This is a genomic window from Nocardia sp. NPDC049526, assembly GCF_044465765.1.
Classification (GTDB): Bacteria; Actinomycetota; Actinomycetes; order Mycobacteriales; family Mycobacteriaceae; genus Nocardia.
The window spans coordinates 207,873-224,769 of the sequence record NZ_JBITMA010000002.1; the positions used below are offsets into that span (position 1 = coordinate 207,873).

A 16,897-nucleotide genomic window follows, 5' to 3' on the forward strand; every position below is an offset into this window, starting at 1 on the left:
GTCGAAGCGAGCATCAATCCCCTGCTGCGGTCATGCGCCAGCCGAAGTGCATGACTTCACTAATGGCAGCTCGAAGTCGTAGCCGCTCCATAGGTACACCAAACCCCTGTCCCCGACCATGCCGAGCAACTTTGCAACAAATTCGTTGTAGCGGCGACACGACGATGTGCCGCCGCAAGCGTGTAGAAGTTCAGAAACCCCCTGCTCACGCGAGGTCGATGGAGGCCTCGCCGGATATGTCAAGCTACGTACGATATGTCCGTATCAAATGAGATATCAGTTGTTCGAAGTGGCTGATTACCCGCCCCACCTCGGCTCGGTGTCCCATTCCAAAGTCGAGCCCGACCCGGGTGGCTGCCGCTTCGGACATTATCCGACCCCTCAAAAGACAAGATTTTCACACGTCCACGCGCCGGGACTGCGCGTAGGAACCTTCTGCATCCGCGATATATGGAAACCCGTTGCGCCGCACCCATCTAATGCTACTAGACACCGGCTTTTGATGTCTCGAACTCGACATGAATCTCGACGCCCTGAATACTTCCGCAGCCTCCGGTTTTGTCGCAGTTTCCCAAACCAGGCCGGCAGGTCCAGCGTTTAACCATGCGCTTGCTGATCACCTCGTCCGCCGTGCCATCTCGTAAGCTGAATCTCCCATGTGATGGACAGGAGGCTGAATGGCCGAGGCGACGGTGGCCGACGTGATGGCCGAGCTGGCCACGCTCGAGGACCCGAAGGCACGCGCGGTGAACGAGAAACACGGTGACGATCACGGTGTAAACCTCAGCAGGCTGCGCGCGCTCGCGAAGCGGCTGAAAACGCGGCAGGATCTCGCGTGCCAGCTGTGGGAGACCGACGACACGGCGGCGAGACTGCTGGCGACCCTGATCTGCCGCCCGAAGGCATTCGAGCGTGACGAGTTGGACGTCATGGTGCGCCAGGCGCGCACACCCAAGGTGCACGACTGGCTCGTGAACTACGTGGTGAAGAAGAACCCGCGCGCCGAAGAGCTGCGTTTGGCCTGGTCCGCCGATCCGGATCCAGTCGTCGCGAGCGCCGGCTGGGCGCTGACCATCGAACGCGTGGCGAAGAAGCCCGAGGGCCTCGACCTCGCAGGGCTACTCGATGTCATCGAGGCGGAGATGAAAGATGCCCCGGATCGCTTGCAGTGGAGGATGAACCACTGCCTGGCTCAGATCGGGATCGAACACGCCGAGCACCGCGCCCGTGCAATAGACATCGGCGAGCGCCTGGAGGTGCTCGCGGACTACCCGACGCCACCGAACTGCACGTCGCCGTTCGCGCCCATCTGGATCACCGAGATGGTGCGCAGACAGCACGACAAGTAGCAAAGTTCCGACAACGCCGGATGGCCCGCGGTTCGAAGCGGTCATGCGGCATGCCCGGAGATCAACGGGCCGAGATCATTTCGAGGATCCACCTGTCCGTCGCAGTGCACGATATTGCCGAGTTGAGCGCGTTCGCGCTCCTGATCGCTTGTCCGACTGGGGCATCCGCCTGGACCGCAGGGCACCACATCCCGATGAGCGTGCGCGGCGCGGCGATTGCCGCGGAAGCCCCCTTGACAGGCCTCTTGCCATTGCGCTGTTTGGTGATAGTTTTTTTATATGATCGGCTAGATCTCATACTCGCTGCGCATCGAGGGAAATGTCGTGTCAAGGGCCGGAAACGTCGCCGCTACAAGGGTTTGCGGGGGAATTCTCGTAACACTCGCGTGTTCGGTCGGGGTGAGCACCGCGCACGCCGATGATGGAAGTGGCCCGTTAATGGTCGGTGACACAGCGTATTTCGCTATGGGCAGTTGGAACTGCTCGATCGGTGCGGACGGCACAGTGGGCTGCGACCTCGCAGTCCCGGCCCCGTCCATGAATGTGCTGTATGCCGGAATGCAGGTGTCGGTGCCGAATGCGTCGGCCATCATCATCGACTCGACCATGTGGCCGGCACATCCGCAGTGGAACGCCAACGGCAGTCACACTGTGCCAGGCGGAAATCCGCCGCTACCGCGCATCGCACCCGTGAGTTACCGTGACCCACAGTATTCGATCACATATGCCGGAGCGAATTGCCAAATCACCTATCAAGGTGCGGCAGTGTGCACATCGATGGGGCACGGGTTCAGCCAATGGGGACCAGTGCCGCAAGGCTACTGATCCCCACGAATCACCGGCTACCGATACCAGATACCGGAATCCCGATCACCGTAGTCCCACACGTTGAAATCGTAGCGACCATGCGCACCCCCGAACAGATAGCCCCACCATCCGGCCGAGGTGTCACAGATCTGGTCGTCGTGGTTGCACACCGTCAGCACCGGAAAGTCGCCGAACCAGTCGTCGACACCGGCCAGTGGATATCCGACGATCCCACTCCCGGGAGACGACGACAGGCCACCCCAACCAGGTCCGGGGGCTCTCTTGGGATCCGACAGGAGAATAGCGTTGGCATTGCCGACATTCTGGTGGGCGGTGACCCAGGCATGGACGATGCCCGCGCCCTCGCTGTGTCCGATCAGCCTGATGTGGTCGTCCGGACATTCGCTGCGATGCAGCCAGAACAAGCGGTCGAGTTCGTTCAGTCCCGACATCGGGTCGAGCGAATTGTAGCCGACAGGTTGATCCACATACGGGATGAACACCGACGAGGTGTTATCGCCGAGACCGCCGATACCGATGGCCCAGTCGCCAATGCAGTTGTCGGCGTGGGCCTTCGGCCCCATCTCGTTTGTGAAGGAAAGGATAATAGCCAACAATAATGCGGCGAAGAGCGCCGTTGCTCTACGCATGGTCGTACTTCTTCATTTATCGTGCCTCCGGGTCCAGCCCGGCTTATGTCAGGAGTACCCAGAAGTTGCTCGCGTTCTTGCTATCTGGCGAAATAGTTACGCACGCCGTCGATATATTGGCCGTAACGCAATGTCGGAGGCCATGATCCGCAACCGGGATCCGCCTGCCCGAGCGATACCCTCCCCTTTACCCGAGCTTCGATGGTCGAACGTCGCAGGGCATGGCTGACGGGAATGGTTGTGGCGGTAGACTTTTGAGATGAGATATCCGCAAGGTGGCAGCTGACCAGACTTTTCCGGTAAATCCGAGCCTTCGAACCGCGACAGCCTCCCAGTTTGGAGGTGGCGATGTTCCGGACATCCGGGATCGTGTCGGTGCGGGCGAGGATGCCGAAGTCGTGGTCATCTCCCCCATTTCGGACCAGTCGGTGCCAGCGATGGTTTGGCTGATGATTCGCGGGATCTGCGCGAGGGCTACGGGAAGTTCGGTCATCGCGGCCTTGAAATGGGAGCTGCCGACGTGGGCGGCGCCCGCGGCCTTGCCTCGGAATGCCTCCACGAGGACGAATTCGGTCGGGTCGTCGACACTGCGAGACCAGTCGAACCAGAGGATGCCCTCCTCGGCTCGGATGGCCGCGGGTGAACGGGCCGACGAGTTTCGAGCCTGCGTATCGAGTATGTGGCCGTTGCGCGTACTGCATCCGCAGTACGCGCAACGGCCTCCGCACGCACGATGCCGACTACAGAGCCGTCGACCGACCATGGCGACATGGCGAAATTCCTGTACCGGCTCGGTCGGTTCGCGTTCGAGAAACGGCGGCTCGTCGTCGTGCTGTGGCTGGGGGTAATGGCCGCCCTGGTGGCCGGGGCAGCCAATGCGCCGACGGCGCCGACGGATACATTCTCGATCCCGGGCACTGAATCCCAGCAGGCGTTCGACTTACTCGGCGAACGCTTTCCCGGCACCAAATCCGATGGCGCACAAGCCCGAATCGTCTTCGTGGCACCTCGCGGCCAGCAAATCAGTTCCGAACCGAACAAAGCGGCGGTCGAGCAGATCGTCGCGGACGTGGCGGGCGGTGCGCAGGTGAAGGGCGTACTCGACCCATTCCAGACCGGTGCGGTCAGTAAGGATGGCACCACCGCCTACGCGACCGTGAGCTACGGCGTGACCAGCGATAGCCTCACCGACACCAGCAAGACCGCGCTGACCGACGCGGTCGAGACCGGAAAGGCCGCCGGAGTCACCGTGGAGGTCGGCGGGTCCGCGCTCCAGGCCAAACCCGAAATGGGCGGCGCCACCGAGGCTGTCGGCATCGCCATCGCGGCCGTGGTACTGATGATCACCTTCGGTGCGTTCGCAGCCGCCGGGCTGCCATTGCTCACCGCGCTGGTCGGGATCGGCGTCGGTATCGCCGCGATCGTGGCGATCGGAATGTCCACCACGACAACGACTCTCGCCATGATGCTCGGGCTCGCGGTCGGTATCGACTACGCGCTGTTCATCGTCTCCCGCTACCGGACCGAACGCGCCGAGGGATACAGCGCCGAGGAAGCGGCGGGCCGGGCCGTCGGCACCGCGGGATCGGCAGTGGTCTTCGCCGGACTCACCGTGGTCATCGCGCTGGCCGGACTGGCCGTCGTCGGCATCCCCGTCCTCACCAAGATGGGTCTGGCCGCTGCGGGCACCGTCGCCGTCGCCGTCACGATCGCCCTGACGCTGCTGCCCGCGCTGCTCGGATTCTTCCAGCGGGCGGTTATGCCGCGGGCGTTCCGCAAGGCACAGGCCACTGGTGCGCGGCCATCGCTTGACGGAAATGTGCTGGTGGCCAACCCAATTCAGGCGGAGAAGCCCAATATGGGCACTCGCTGGGCCACATTCGTCGTGCGCCACCCGGTGGCAGTGCTCCTGATCGGCCTGATCGGTTTGGGTGCACTGGCCTTGCCGGTGCGTAGCCTCGAACTGGGCATGCCGGGTGACGAATCGCAGTCGACCTCGACGACTCAGCGCCGCGCTTACGACGCGCTGGCCGAGGGGTTCGGTCCCGGGTTCAACGGGCCACTCACCGTCGCCGTGGATGTCAAGGGCGTCAGTAACCCGAAGGCCGCGGTGGAGCAGGCGAGCAGGACTCTGGCGGCGACCAAGGGCGTCGTATCGGTAGCGCCCGCGATGTTCAATCAGGCCGGTGACGCCGCCATGCTCACCGTGGTACCCGCTACCGGCCCGTCTTCCACCGAGACCAAGGATCTCGTGCATACACTGCGCGGTGAGGCAGGCGATCTGAAGGCAGCCACCGGTGCGACCATGCTGGTCACCGGCACGACCGCCATGAATATCGACGTCTCGCAGAAGATGGCCGACGCACTGTTGCCCTATCTCGCGGTGGTCGTCGGGCTGGCGATCCTGTTGCTGATGGTCGTGTTCCGTTCGATCGCGGTCCCGATCAAGGCGGCGCTCGGCTTCCTGCTCTCGGTGGGTGCGGCGTTCGGTGTGATCGTCGCGGTGTTCCAGTGGGGTTGGCTCGCCGATCTCATCGGAGTCCAGCAGACCGGACCCGTGATGAGCATGATGCCGATCTTCCTGATCGGCGTGGTGTTCGGACTCGCGATGGACTACGAGGTCTTCCTCGTCACCCGGATGCGTGAGGCATTCGCCCACGGCGAGAGCGCGAACGATGCCATCGTTACCGGATTCCGGCACAGCGCACGAGTGGTGGTGGCCGCAGCGGCCATCATGATCGCCGTGTTCGCCGGATTCATCGGCGGCGGTGAGCCGATGATCAAGATGATGGGCCTCGGCCTGGCGGCGGCGGTCTTCTTCGACGCCTTCATCGTCCGGATGACCCTGGTCCCGGCCGTGCTCGCACTGCTCGGCGACAAGGCCTGGTGGCTGCCACAGTGGCTGGCGAAGATCCTGCCGAACGTAGACGTGGAGGGCGAGAGCCTGAACCGTATCGAGGCCGTCGAACCGGTCCGGGAACTCGAATCCGCCCGCGCCTGAATGGAAACGCACTGGTAGGCCGTCCCGGGTGGGCGGCCTACCGGTCGCTTCGGGACGATTAGGGTTCTCGATAGCGAGGAGGAATCTCAATGACCGCCGAATGGGCGCAATGGCCGCGACGGCACAGCCGTGCCGTCGATGTGGTCATCGCCATTCTGCTGTGCGCGCTGGCCACATACGCGAGCCGGTTGAGCGATGAAGGCCATGGACAGGGTCCGGTGGTGGTCCGTCCGGCGTCGCTCGCGGTGTTCGGATTATCGGCGATGGCGTCACTCACGCTGCTGTGGCGGCGGCGGTTTCCGTGTGCGGTGCTGCTGGTCACCACCGCCAGCGGAATCGCGATCGGCGCCCTGGGCTTCGAGGTCTCGATTTTCACCGCGGGCGCGGCCTTCGTCGCGGCGTACTCGCTCGGGCTGTGGTCCCCGTATCTGCGCACGGCCAAGATCGCGCCGCTGATCTCGGGTGGCGTGCTGTTGCTCACCTCCCTCGTCCACAATTTCACGCCGGTGCTGACCGGCGGACGCGTCACCCTGATCGCCGGAGTGCTCGTGGCGGGCGCGTTCGCCGAGGCCGGACGCAATAGACGCAACTACCTCGCGGCCCTGCACGCACGGGCGGAGCTGGCCGAACGTACCCGCGAGGAGGAGGCTCGCCAGCGTGTCGGCGAGGAGCGGCTCCGGATCGCGCGCGAGCTGCACGATATCGTCGCGCACCACATGGCGTTGGCGCACGCCCAAGCCTCCACCGCCGCATACCTTTTGCGCAGCCAACCCGACCAGGCGCAGGAGATGCTCGACCAACTGGCCGGCACCACCTCCGCAGCGCTGCGGGAACTCAAGGCCACCGTGGGACTGCTGCGCGAGGACGATTCCGACGCCCCACTGGAACCCACCCCCGGCCTGGCTCAGTTGTCCGAACTGCTCACCTCTTTCGAGCGAACCGGCCTCACCCTGTCGCTGTCGATCACCGGGGTGCCACGTCCACTCTCGCCCGGCGCCGATCTGACGGCGTATCGGATCATCCAGGAAGCGCTCACCAATATCACCAAGCACGCGGGTACCGCGGCGGCAACGGTCCGGCTCGTCTATTCCCGGCTGCTACTGACGATCAGTGTGACCGATGACGGCGGCACGGTGTCCGAACCTGTTCGCGGCGAACAGGATTCGGACAACGAGGGCTACGGCCTGATCGGCATGAACGAACGAGCCGTCTCCGTCGGCGGACACCTGCGCGCCGGACGCAGGCCCGACGGGGGCTTCGAAGTCACCACCGAACTTCCCCTCGAGCCACCGAAAACCCCTGACCACGAGGACAAGACACCATGACCATCCGGATACTGCTGGCCGACGATCAAGCCCTGCTGGCCGGGACCTTCCGGCTCCTGATCGATTCGGCCGAGGATATGGAGGTGGTAGGCATCGCCGGAAACGGCCGTGCGGCAGTCGAACTGGCCCAGGCGACCAAACCCGACGTGGTGGTCATGGATATTCGCATGCCCGGCGTCGACGGCCTCACCGCGACCCAGGAGATCTGCGCCGACCCGACCCTACGCGAGACCCGCGTCCTGATCCTCACCACCTTCGAACTCGACGAGTATGTGGCACAGGCCCTTCGCGCCGGGGCCAGCGGATTCCTCGGCAAAGACGTAGGCCCCGAAGAACTCCTGCGTTCCATCCGCGCCATTTCAGCGGGCGACGCCTTGCTCTCACCCACTGCGACTCGCACTCTGATCGCGCGCTACCTCGCCCGCCCCGAAAGCCATGTCAACGCGGCCGAATCCCTCGAGATCCTCACGGCCCGCGAGCGCGAAGTCGTCGCCATGGTCGCAGAAGGCCTGTCCAACGAGGAGATCGCCGAGAAGGTGTACCTCAGCCCGCTGACCGTCCGCACCCACGTCCAACGGGCCATGTCGAAAGTGGGTGCCCAGAACCGCGCCCAACTCGTAGTGATCGCGTTCCAGTCGGGGCTGGTACGCGTCGAGCCGCCACGGCAGCACGGCACCGGTCACCCCTGACAGCCCGTCAGTCGGTGAGTTGGTATGTCGCGAAGATGCCTTTGTGGTCACTGCCCCACCGCGTTGGCGTGGCGAGGAAATTGTCCTGGGTCGGTTCTTGCGATCGGGTACCGCGCACGATGGACTCGCGCGGGCCGATGATGCCCACAGTGGACAGACACAGCGCGGCACCATGAGCGAAGATGTAGTCCACGCGGTCGCGTTCGTCGGCCTCAGGAGCCCAAGCGAGCTCACAGACATCCACATCGACGTTGTCCGAGGGCCAGGTGAGTCCGGGATGGGTGGCCGGGTCCGGATACATCGATCGGTAGGCATCGATGAAACCGGCTTCGCGCAGGCGACGAGTGCTCTCCCACGCCGACACCACACCGTTGTGGTCGAACAACTTCGCTGTGGCCGGCGTCCAATCCAGCACGGACGGCTCGTTCAGATCACCACCCAGGATGACCGAAGACCCGCCGGCGATCTCGGCTTCCGCGTCGGCGAGAAAGTCGCTGATGACCCCTGGGCGGCCCGAAGCCGCGTTGATGCGCTCGATCACGGCAGGATCGGTCACCGGTCCGTCGGGCAGCTTGTTCCACTCGTGCTCGGCGAACTCGCCCGGCGCCGGGGCCCCCGGCCCGTACCCTCTGGGCAGATTGGACGCGTACCAGCGATACTCCAGATGCGCGGAGTAGACGGTGACGCGCTTTCCGTCGATGTTCAACCGCGCCTTGACCATCCATCCCAGATCGGCGCTGTCCTGGACCGGAAACACCGACAGAATTCCCGTGTCGCGCGAAGGGACGGCATCGAACACACGCCCCCGACGCACCAGTTCGGCCGCGACGGCCGTGGTCGCTTCGGTTGCCTCCGAAAGGAGCACGATCGAGGCCTGTGTCGAGACGATGAGATCGGCGATCAGCTGAATACCATCGGAGACTTTGCTCCCACTGTGCCACGTGTTCAATGCCAGCACCCGGATCTCGCGCGCCGCGGATGCAGCAGCGGCGGAAATCTCCGAACCAGCCTCGAGCGCTCCGCCCGCCCCAGCCCCTGCCGACCCCAAGTCGCTTCGCCTCATAAATCCATCATGGCCTGCACCGAAATTCCAACGATTGCGAGCAAGGCTGCAGCACGTCCGGGGCTCAGGGTCCGGCCCATCTCCGGCGTGCCGGAGGGATGGTCGCGCTTTTCGGCAGCTCACTCGGCAGGCAGTGACCGTACCGGGCGCTGAGGGTCGGTTGGCTCACATTCTGCGTTTCTGCCGTATATCCATGGGATGATGATTCAGTGAGATCAGGCTTATCGACGTGATCCGCTTGGCTCATCTACAGAAAAGAATGACGTAAGCAATGACTCAAGGCAGTGTGAAGTGGTTCAACGCCGAAAAGGGCTTCGGTTTTATCGCGCAGGACGGTGGCGGCCCTGACGTCTTCGTGCACTACTCCGCCGTATCCGGCTCGGGATTCAAGTCCCTCGAAGAAGGACAGCGCGTGGAGTTCGAGGTCGGACAAGGACAGAAGGGCCCGCAGGCCCAGGACGTCCGCGCTATCTGATCGACGCAGCTCGGTACAGCCCCGCACCCTCAGGGTGCGGGGCTGTTGCGTATTCCGGGACTATGCACCGGGGCAGCGCTACTGGTCGGCCTCAGCTGAGATCCTTCGATCGCACTGGAGCAGTACGCCATTCGGGAGCCCTGTCCGGCCGCTATCCCGACCTGTGCGACGGCGTCGAGGTCGAGATCGAAGGCATCGACAGAGCCCGGCAGCGGTGTCACGAGGCCGGGTAGGCTCATTATCGATGGCAAATCTGCGCGCATCGAGCGGGATCGCGTCCGCCGGGGCGACCCTCGGTGTCGCCGAGCTGATTTCGGCCCCGATCGGACCGAATAGCGCGCCGTTCAACGCTTTCGGCTCCATTGTCATCGATTCCACACCGCAGAATCTTCGTGAATGGGTCATCGGCACCTTCGGGACCAACGACAAGCTCTTGCTGTACGCGGCGATGTTCCTGGTGGCGATCGGCGTCGCCGCTCTCGCCGGGTTGCTCGAGCGGACCACCCGGCCACTCGGGTCGGCGCTGTTCGTCGCCTTCGGCATCGCAGGCGTGATGGCAGCATGTACCCGGGCGAACGCGTCGTGGACCTACGCCCTGCCGACGCTGCTCGGCAGCGTTGTCGGATTGTTCACGCTGCGGATGCTGATCCGACGCGTCGACGCCGTCCCGCCCGCGAAACCCCGGCAGGCATCGCGCGAAAAGAGCACTGCCGCTACCGAATCGGCCACCGCTGCGCCCTCGTCGGAGCAGCTGGCACGGCGCCGATTGCTCGGCGGAGTGGTCGGTGTCGGAGTGCTCGCGCTGGTGACCGGATTGACCGGACGGCAACTCGCCGTGCGAGCCAACGACGTGTCCGCGAATCGGGCGGCGGTCCGCCTGCCCGCGCCGGCTGAGCCAGCGGCGTCCGTTCCGGCCGCTGCCGAGCTGCGGGTTTCCGGGCTGACACCATTCATCACCTCGAATTCCAGCTTCTACCGGATCGATACCGCGTTGACCGCGCCGCAGCTCTCGACCGACGACTGGAACTTGCGCATCCACGGCATGGTCGACCGCGAGGTCACCCTCTCCTACGCTGATCTGGCCGAGCGCACGCCGATCGAGCGGATATTCACCTTGACCTGCGTGTCGAATCCCGTCGGCGGCGACCTGACCGGTAACGCGCGGTGGCTCGGCTATCGGGTCGCCGATCTGCTGGCCGAGGCAGGCGTACGCTCAGGCGCCGATATGGTCCTGTCCACCAGCACCGACGACTTCACCGCCGGAACCCCGCTGACGGCGCTGACCGACGGCCGTGATGCGCTGCTGGCGATCGGCATGAACGGCGAACCGTTGCCCGTACCCCACGGCTATCCGGCCCGCCTCGTCGTCCCCGGGCTCTACGGGTACCTCTCGGCAACCAAATGGGTGATCGATCTCGAGGTGACCAGATTCGATCGGGCGCGCGGTTATTGGGCGCGGCGCGGCTGGTCGACCCAAGGGCCGATCAAGACCGAAGCCAGAATCGATACGCCGAAATCATCGACGAAACTATCGACCGGCCCGGTCGCGATCGCGGGCGTCGCCTGGGCCCAGCGTCGAGGTGTGACAGCCGTCGAGGTCCAGGTGGACAACGAGGATTGGCAGCCCGCGCAACTGTCCGAGGAGTACTCGATCGACACGTGGCGGCAATGGGTTTATCAGTGGAACGCGACGCCGGGGCCACACACTGTGCGCGCCCGCGCGACCGACGGTACCGGTGCCGTACAGACCGCCGAGAGCAAGGACGTACTTCCAGACGGTGCGTCCGGCTATCCGTCGGTGTCCGTGCGGGTCGGGTAGCGGCCCGATGCCGGCCCGCCGACTATCGCCTCCGCAGCCCGACACCCGCCAGAAAAATGCCTACCACGACCACGATCAGGCCGATGACGACCCAGATCGCCTGCCCGTTCATGCCACCGGTCTGCCCCAGCAGGTTCAGTCCTTGCAGCGTCCACAGACCACCCATCAACACGAGCAGTACCCCGATGATCAACCACACCCAGCGCATCGCCGCTCCTCAGCTTCGGTCGCAAGCAACCTGGAAAATCCATCGTGCCACGGAAGTAGCTGCCGCCGTTCCGCAGCCGATCATCGGTGGGATGCGGCCGCGACACAGGACAATCGGCCCGTCCGGCCGCGGCACCCGAGCCGGCGTTATGCGGTGATCGGCCGCGGATACGCACTCTGCATGGACAGGAATCGGATTTCGAGATCCTGCTCGAGGTAGTCCATACGACGTTCCCAGAAGTCGCGCATATGCGGGAGCTCGAGGTGTCGGTCGAGATCCTCCTTCGATCGCCACACCTCGTAGAAAACGAAGGTGGACGGATCGTCGACATCCTCGTGGAAGTGATACTCGAGAGCACCGTCCTCCGCCCGGGTGGGCGCAACGAACGACAACAAAAGCTCTTTCAGCTCTGATACACGATCCGGCTTGGGGCGGGCGAAGCCCATCAGGACGAAAGGAACCACCGCGTTAGGTACGAAATCCATCATACCTCCAGACGGTAAGTCGATCGGAGGTACGATGCAAGTCATACCTTGAGGAGGGTGGGGTGAAGATGCGGGACGACCAGCCCGATCCGATGGATGTGGAACTAGGCGCCGTACTGACCGCGCTGGCGGATCGACACCGCCTCGAGGTGGTGCTGGCCCTACTCGCGGACGCCGACGGCGCGGAGCGGCATTGCAGCTCGTTCGGTCTGCCGGTGTCGAAAGCAACTCGCACACACCACTTTCGGGTCCTGCGACAGGCGGGCATCATCCGGCAGGTCAACCGCGGTAACAGCAACATGGCGCAATTGCGGAAGAGTGAGCTGGAGCAGCGGTTTCCTGGACTGGTCGAATTGTTGATCGGGGAAAACAAGCGCCGAACCACGAGCACTGACGCCGACGTACTCACGCCGACCACAGCAGCCCTTCCGCCGGACGGGATGCACCCGAGGTCATCGAAAACCCCTCATTGATCAGACAGGCCGGTGACGCCCGATCGTCACGGCAGCCTAGTTGCTTGCTGGAGCGGTTGGGTCGGGACGGCTTGCGCGGCAGCGGGTCTCGCGGGTCGGCGGGCCAGGTGGCCAAATCGGGCAGCGCCCAGCGGGTACGATCGCGCGGCGGGCCCGACGGTTACTCCCATCGTCGTCGGTGACGCGGTCGTCATCGATGACCCGCGACCGCGTTTGTCCCTGGCACCGCCACGACAGGAGCCCGACCATGCCACGTATCGCCACCGCCGACCCGGTCGAACGAGCCGAATTGCTGGAATTCCTGCGCACTCGCAACCGCGGCGTCCTGGTCACGAGCCGCAGCGACGGCCGCCCACAATTGTCGCCGGTAACATGCGGGATTGATCCCGAGGGCCGCATCGTGGTGTCGACCTACCCGGCCCGCGCCAAGGTCGCCAACGCGCGACGCGACCCGCGCGTGTCCATCTGCGTGCTATCCGACGACTGGAACGGCCCCTATGTGCAGGTCGACGGCCGCGCCGAGGTGCTGGACATGCCGGAGGCCCTCGAAGGGCTCGTCGAGTACTTTCGCGCCATCTCCGGCGAACATCCGGACTGGGCCGAGTATCGCGAGGCCATGGCACGGCAGAACAAGTCGCTGTTGCGCATCGACATCGAGCGCTGGGGCCCGGTCGCGACGGGCGGCTTCCCGCCCGAACTCGCGGACTGAGACGGTCGTGGTCCACCGGGCGGCCGATCCCCATGCAGCGCCAGGCACTCATGAGCAGCATCCGAAACCGCTGCGAGCGTGGCAAGTTCGCGGCGAGCACACGAATGTGACCACACTGGCGACGACATCACAAGGCCGCGCCGCCGACGCTGCCGCGACGGTCGACGATGCCGTCCTGCGGGCGGTACTGACACGTGGGCTGGCGCAAACCGCCATCGGCACACTCGAAGCCGGAATCGAGGGCCCGCATATCGACCAACAGGTCGGGGCGGCCGCGGTCTGGTCGGCTGCCCGACATGGTCTCATTGGACCCGCAATCGACACCGTCGAGGAAGTACAGGTGCCCGTTTTGAAAGGGCTGGGCAATCTGATCGAGTGGATCGCCGACGAACTCGAAGAAGCCGGTGACAGCGCCGTGGCAAGGTGATTACCGACCGCGCTGGAACGGTCAGCTTCGGCACCGGAATCCCGGACGGTGCGTATGTGCTCGTCGGCCGCCGGCGTACGCGGATCGTGCGCGGCATCCCAGCGACAACCTCGCCGAGGAACTGGGTGAAATAGTGCGCCTGGGTGCGGCGGTGGCATTTCACGGATGATCAACCGCCGAGTCGGCCCGCCGCGGACCAGCGCGGGCCGATCCAGCGCCGAAGACCCGGGCTGGTCGCCGAAACGACGCCGAGCGAACTGCGCTACTCGATTCTCATCTCTTCGTAGGCGACAGTGACGCTCTCACTCGCCGGCTCTGCATTCTCAGCGTCGAGCGAAGGCTCCGTCCAACTGGTCGGCAATGCGCGCAGCAAGCGAATCCGCCGACCAGGCTTCTTATCAGCGTCCATCACGGTGATGGTGATGTCCTCTCTGGCCGAATCCACGTCGCCGTCGGCCAACGTTCGCTCGATCCAATCGGTGAACGCTTTGCTCCGATCAAGCCCCCGGGTGATTCGCACCTCCCCCAGCGTGCCCTCCGACGGCGTGCTGATACCCCTCACGTCCTGCACCGTCTCCACCCTGAAATCGCCCAGATCGATGGCGAAGCTGCGGCTGTCGGTCTTGTCCTGGATTTGCATGTCGACCTCCTGAATTCGTAACCGGTTGGGTTCTCTCTCATGAGGCAATGCCACTCGAGAATACGGTGTGGCTCGGGCCACCGGAGTGCGAATTCGCCCAATCCCGTCGGTCGTCGGCGTTTGTGGGGCCAGCAGCATTCGCGTGATCGACCGTATGCTGCCGGGGGCATAGTCATGTGCGTCGCGGCGACCTCGGGGGCCCATTCCGAGCGATGGTCGGCGTTCGGAAAACCCATCGAATGGTTTGGGGAGCCCCCGCCGAAGGCCCGGCCCGGGCACCGGCCGCGTCGGGTCGGCCCCCTGCGATCTCGTTCACGCTTCGGCCACTCGCGTGGATAGCAACACCGGCTGGGTCCGGTCGGGCCGATCATGCTGGGGCTACTCCGGACCGCGTCGCCTCGATATCGGGAGCTGATCCGTTCGTATCAGGTGGGCTGGTCAACCGGGTCCCCGGCGCCCACACCGGAGGTGAATTCGTGCACTCAGGGGTTGTGCGACGGCGCTCCCGGATCAGCCCCCTGCCCCTTCTCACCTGGCTTCGAGTCCGGATCGACCCGATCCGCGCGCTCCCATTCCTTGTCCAACTCGGTTCGCGAATCCGCCGCCTCGCTGCGATGCGCACGCGCCTGCTGGGCAAGCTGCTCGGCCTGTGCCGCCTTGATCTCGCCTTCGGCCTTTGCCGCCCGGCTCCTGGCGGCAGTCTCCTGCGCCCGCGCTTCCCGCTGACCGACTTCGAATTCCCGTTCCGCCGCGCGGTCACGGATGCCCTCGGCTTCGACCCGCCGCTGTTCGCGCCGCTTGCGCATCAACACCCATGCGCCTGCCAGAAGCAGAACAACCAAAACAACGACGACAATTATCACGATCACAACGGTGGTGCTCATCTTTCGACTCCTCGCACTCACCCCCCTTTTTTCCTAACGCCACTCGACTACCCCGGAACTGCGTAAATATGTGATCGGACGCCTGAGGCCGATCCGCCGCGTAGGTATCGCCAGCACACAGGCCACTATGGTGCTGCTCGAACCGGCCATGCTCGAACGCCGCGACCGTCGGGACCGGACAAGACTGCGCGCACAACGCTGTTGCGGTTGCGGCTGTAGAACTCCGCACGCCCGTCGGAGACGCGGCAAATCGCACGCATCCGTCCTCGATGAGGGAGCCCGAACCTGGCCGCAGGCACGCAATCCGCACCTTTTCAGCGCTGGCTCCACACCGACGGCTACTGACCGACGGCCGCTTCGAGATGGGCACCGGCAGACCCGGAGCGGTCGCTCACCCGCATCACTCGCCGTTGAGCGAGCTGATCAGCATCCAACCGGCGACGCCGATGCACAAGGCGCCCATCGCGATCTCGAAGCCGAGACCGACCCCGGGCCGCAGGCCGTAGGCCAAAGCATGCGTCGTCATGCCTACCGGCACGACGCCGATGACCATCCAGGTGAACGTACGGAAGGCGAGCATGAACAACCCGTCCCACCAGCCGAACAACAGTCCCCACAGCAGGACACCGAGGCCGAAGAAGGCCAGGAACAGCCAGTTGCCGAGCATCTTGCCGGACTCCGGCAGGAACCACTGGGTCCCGTCCGCCACCTCCACGCCGACGACCTCATCGCGCCAGAGTCGCAGGGTGGCCGGTTGTCCCTCCCGTGCCTTGCCGTAGAAGCTCGACGACACCTCGCGGGTCTGCCGGGACCCGTCGGTCCGCTGCCAGGTGACCTCGTAGTGGGTGGTCGTGGTCGTGCTCATGTGGCCGTCGGGGTCGGTCTGCGTCGTCGTCGTGGTGTAGGTGCGCCGGCCCGCAATGGAACCCCGCTCGCCGGCCAAACAGTCGCCCGCGGTCTCCTCGCACTCCACGGCCGCCCGGAACTCCCGAGTCTGCCGGTATGGGCCAGCGGCGGAGGCGAGCGCCATGACAAGCACACCCAGACCGAGCGCGACGATGATCCACTGCCGAAGAGAACGCTCACACAAGGATCCTCCGTACGGCAGTCGACGGATCCTCACACCGCACCCCCACACAATCCCGCCCCACGTCGCGACCATCTCCGCCCCTGCTCGGTTCGGCCACTGTTCATCGGTGCACCTCCAGTGAAAGTCATTGGCGTCGACCTCCTTACAGGAAACAACCACCACACGTGCCGAAAGGTTGGGTCATCCGTTGCGCGCCATCGCCCGCAGTGCGTCAGCTCTGAAACCTGGTGGCGCACATAGCCCATTTGCAGATCGTGCATTCCGAAACGACCGTCACTACCGAGATTGATCAGCGATCGATCGCGAGGTGGTCGAGCAGCTCCGCCACATCCAGTTCATCGAGTCCGGCGTGCTGCCAAAGTGCCTGTGCCGCACCGATAGTCGGATTCCTGCCGTTGAATACCGCGAGTTCGACATAGCGGCGCGATCGGCAGGATCAAGGGCGTCGACGCTGACGCTGATCGCGCGCAAAAGATCTGGGTATGGATGGTTGGGCGATCTCGGCGAGATCGGCCTGGCGCAGTCGGCGCAGCACTCCAGGCGGCCAGCGCTCCGGACGACCAGCGATCATGGCGCCCGCCAGCGCCAGATAGCCACCGGCCGCGATCCCCAACGCCTCCTGCGGTAGTGCCTCCACCGCGAGCCGTGCCCACCGGGGTCAGCAAGACCAGCGATTCCCGGATGCTCAGCACGGTCACCTCGAAGCAGGTCGCGCCCACCGCTCACGATGAGCGATATCCCGGGTGGTGAACAATAACCGTCCAGGCACCTCGACAGCATCGAGATCGCCGAGATCCTGAGCC

General features: G+C 64.7%; 17 protein-coding genes and 1 pseudogene. 9 read left to right on the top strand and 9 right to left on the bottom strand.

Annotation, left to right across the window (positions count from 1 at the left end):
* Positions 1–677: 677 nt before the first annotated feature.
* Positions 678–1,349 carry a DNA alkylation repair protein gene (locus ACIBW7_RS05745; protein ID WP_397044527.1) on the top strand — a complete coding sequence of 224 codons (672 nt, stop codon included), beginning with the start codon at positions 678–680 and terminating at the stop codon, positions 1,347–1,349.
* Between the two features lie 842 nt (positions 1,350–2,191).
* Here the strand turns inward: ACIBW7_RS05745 and ACIBW7_RS05750 are convergent.
* Positions 2,192–2,806 (bottom strand): cutinase family protein, encoded by a 615-nt coding sequence (locus ACIBW7_RS05750; RefSeq protein WP_397044529.1) that lies wholly within the window; start codon positions 2,804–2,806, stop codon positions 2,192–2,194.
* A gap of 400 nt (positions 2,807–3,206) precedes the next feature.
* Positions 3,207–3,507: pseudogene (locus ACIBW7_RS05755) on the bottom strand (putative quinol monooxygenase); the annotation flags it as partial.
* A gap of 68 nt (positions 3,508–3,575) precedes the next feature.
* Here ACIBW7_RS05755 and ACIBW7_RS05760 point away from each other — a divergent pair.
* The 3 genes from ACIBW7_RS05760 (at position 3,576) to ACIBW7_RS05770 (ending at position 7,821) form a co-directional block, all read left to right on the top strand.
* Positions 3,576–5,807, top strand: coding sequence for an MMPL family transporter (locus tag ACIBW7_RS05760; RefSeq protein WP_397044530.1), 2,232 nt, complete (start codon positions 3,576–3,578; stop codon positions 5,805–5,807).
* Positions 5,808–5,896: 89 nt separating this feature from the next.
* The gene (locus ACIBW7_RS05765) at positions 5,897–7,132 is read left to right on the top strand and encodes a sensor histidine kinase (protein WP_397044532.1); all 1,236 of its coding nucleotides are present in this window, start codon (positions 5,897–5,899) and stop codon (positions 7,130–7,132) included.
* On the top strand, positions 7,129–7,821 hold the full coding sequence (locus ACIBW7_RS05770) for a response regulator (RefSeq protein ID WP_397044534.1): 693 nt from the start codon (positions 7,129–7,131) through the stop codon (positions 7,819–7,821). Before ACIBW7_RS05765 ends, ACIBW7_RS05770 begins: the two co-directional genes overlap by 4 nt.
* Before the next feature lie 7 nt (positions 7,822–7,828).
* Here ACIBW7_RS05770 and ACIBW7_RS05775 read toward each other — a convergent pair whose 3' ends face one another.
* A complete protein-coding gene (locus ACIBW7_RS05775) occupies positions 7,829–8,884 on the bottom strand; it encodes an endonuclease/exonuclease/phosphatase family protein (RefSeq protein ID WP_397044536.1) in 1,056 nt (351 codons plus the stop codon).
* Between the two features lie 271 nt (positions 8,885–9,155).
* Between ACIBW7_RS05775 and ACIBW7_RS05780 the strand changes: the two genes are divergently transcribed.
* Positions 9,156–9,359 carry a cold-shock protein gene (locus ACIBW7_RS05780; RefSeq protein WP_327099590.1) on the top strand — a complete coding sequence of 68 codons (204 nt, stop codon included), beginning with the start codon at positions 9,156–9,158 and terminating at the stop codon, positions 9,357–9,359.
* A 244-nt stretch (positions 9,360–9,603) separates the two neighbouring features.
* Positions 9,604–11,178: a molybdopterin-dependent oxidoreductase gene (locus tag ACIBW7_RS05785; protein ID WP_397044538.1), complete on the top strand. Its 1,575-nt coding sequence runs from the start codon at positions 9,604–9,606 to the stop codon at positions 11,176–11,178.
* Positions 11,179–11,200: 22 nt separating this feature from the next.
* Here ACIBW7_RS05785 and ACIBW7_RS05790 read toward each other — a convergent pair whose 3' ends face one another.
* Positions 11,201–11,386 (bottom strand): hypothetical protein, encoded by a 186-nt coding sequence (locus ACIBW7_RS05790; protein WP_397044540.1) that lies wholly within the window; start codon positions 11,384–11,386, stop codon positions 11,201–11,203.
* A gap of 146 nt (positions 11,387–11,532) precedes the next feature.
* Positions 11,533–11,871 (bottom strand): putative quinol monooxygenase, encoded by a 339-nt coding sequence (locus ACIBW7_RS05795; protein WP_397044542.1) that lies wholly within the window; start codon positions 11,869–11,871, stop codon positions 11,533–11,535.
* Between the two features lie 62 nt (positions 11,872–11,933).
* On the opposite strand from ACIBW7_RS05795, the gene ACIBW7_RS05800 reads away from it, so the two are divergent.
* From ACIBW7_RS05800 to ACIBW7_RS05810, 3 genes are all read left to right on the top strand, one after another.
* Positions 11,934–12,344 (top strand): ArsR/SmtB family transcription factor, encoded by a 411-nt coding sequence (locus tag ACIBW7_RS05800; protein ID WP_397044544.1) that lies wholly within the window; start codon positions 11,934–11,936, stop codon positions 12,342–12,344.
* A 247-nt stretch (positions 12,345–12,591) separates the two neighbouring features.
* Positions 12,592–13,053, top strand: a complete 462-nt coding sequence (locus ACIBW7_RS05805) for a PPOX class F420-dependent oxidoreductase (RefSeq protein ID WP_397044546.1) — start codon at positions 12,592–12,594, stop codon at positions 13,051–13,053.
* A 106-nt stretch (positions 13,054–13,159) separates the two neighbouring features.
* Positions 13,160–13,480, top strand: a complete 321-nt coding sequence (locus tag ACIBW7_RS05810; protein ID WP_397044547.1) for a hypothetical protein — start codon at positions 13,160–13,162, stop codon at positions 13,478–13,480.
* 262 nt (positions 13,481–13,742) lie between these two features.
* Here ACIBW7_RS05810 and ACIBW7_RS05815 read toward each other — a convergent pair whose 3' ends face one another.
* From ACIBW7_RS05815 to ACIBW7_RS05830, 4 genes are all read right to left on the bottom strand, one after another.
* Positions 13,743–14,120 carry a phage tail protein gene (locus ACIBW7_RS05815; protein WP_397044549.1) on the bottom strand — a complete coding sequence of 126 codons (378 nt, stop codon included), beginning with the start codon at positions 14,118–14,120 and terminating at the stop codon, positions 13,743–13,745.
* Between the two features lie 482 nt (positions 14,121–14,602).
* Complete coding sequence (locus ACIBW7_RS05820) at positions 14,603–15,004, bottom strand: hypothetical protein (RefSeq protein WP_397044551.1); 402 nt, start codon at positions 15,002–15,004, stop codon at positions 14,603–14,605.
* A 400-nt stretch (positions 15,005–15,404) separates the two neighbouring features.
* On the bottom strand, positions 15,405–16,094 hold the full coding sequence (locus tag ACIBW7_RS05825) for a hypothetical protein (RefSeq protein WP_397044553.1): 690 nt from the start codon (positions 16,092–16,094) through the stop codon (positions 15,405–15,407).
* Positions 16,095–16,530: 436 nt separating this feature from the next.
* Positions 16,531–16,731 carry a hypothetical protein gene (locus ACIBW7_RS05830; RefSeq protein ID WP_397044555.1) on the bottom strand — a complete coding sequence of 67 codons (201 nt, stop codon included), beginning with the start codon at positions 16,729–16,731 and terminating at the stop codon, positions 16,531–16,533.
* Positions 16,732–16,897: the final 166 nt, after the last annotated feature.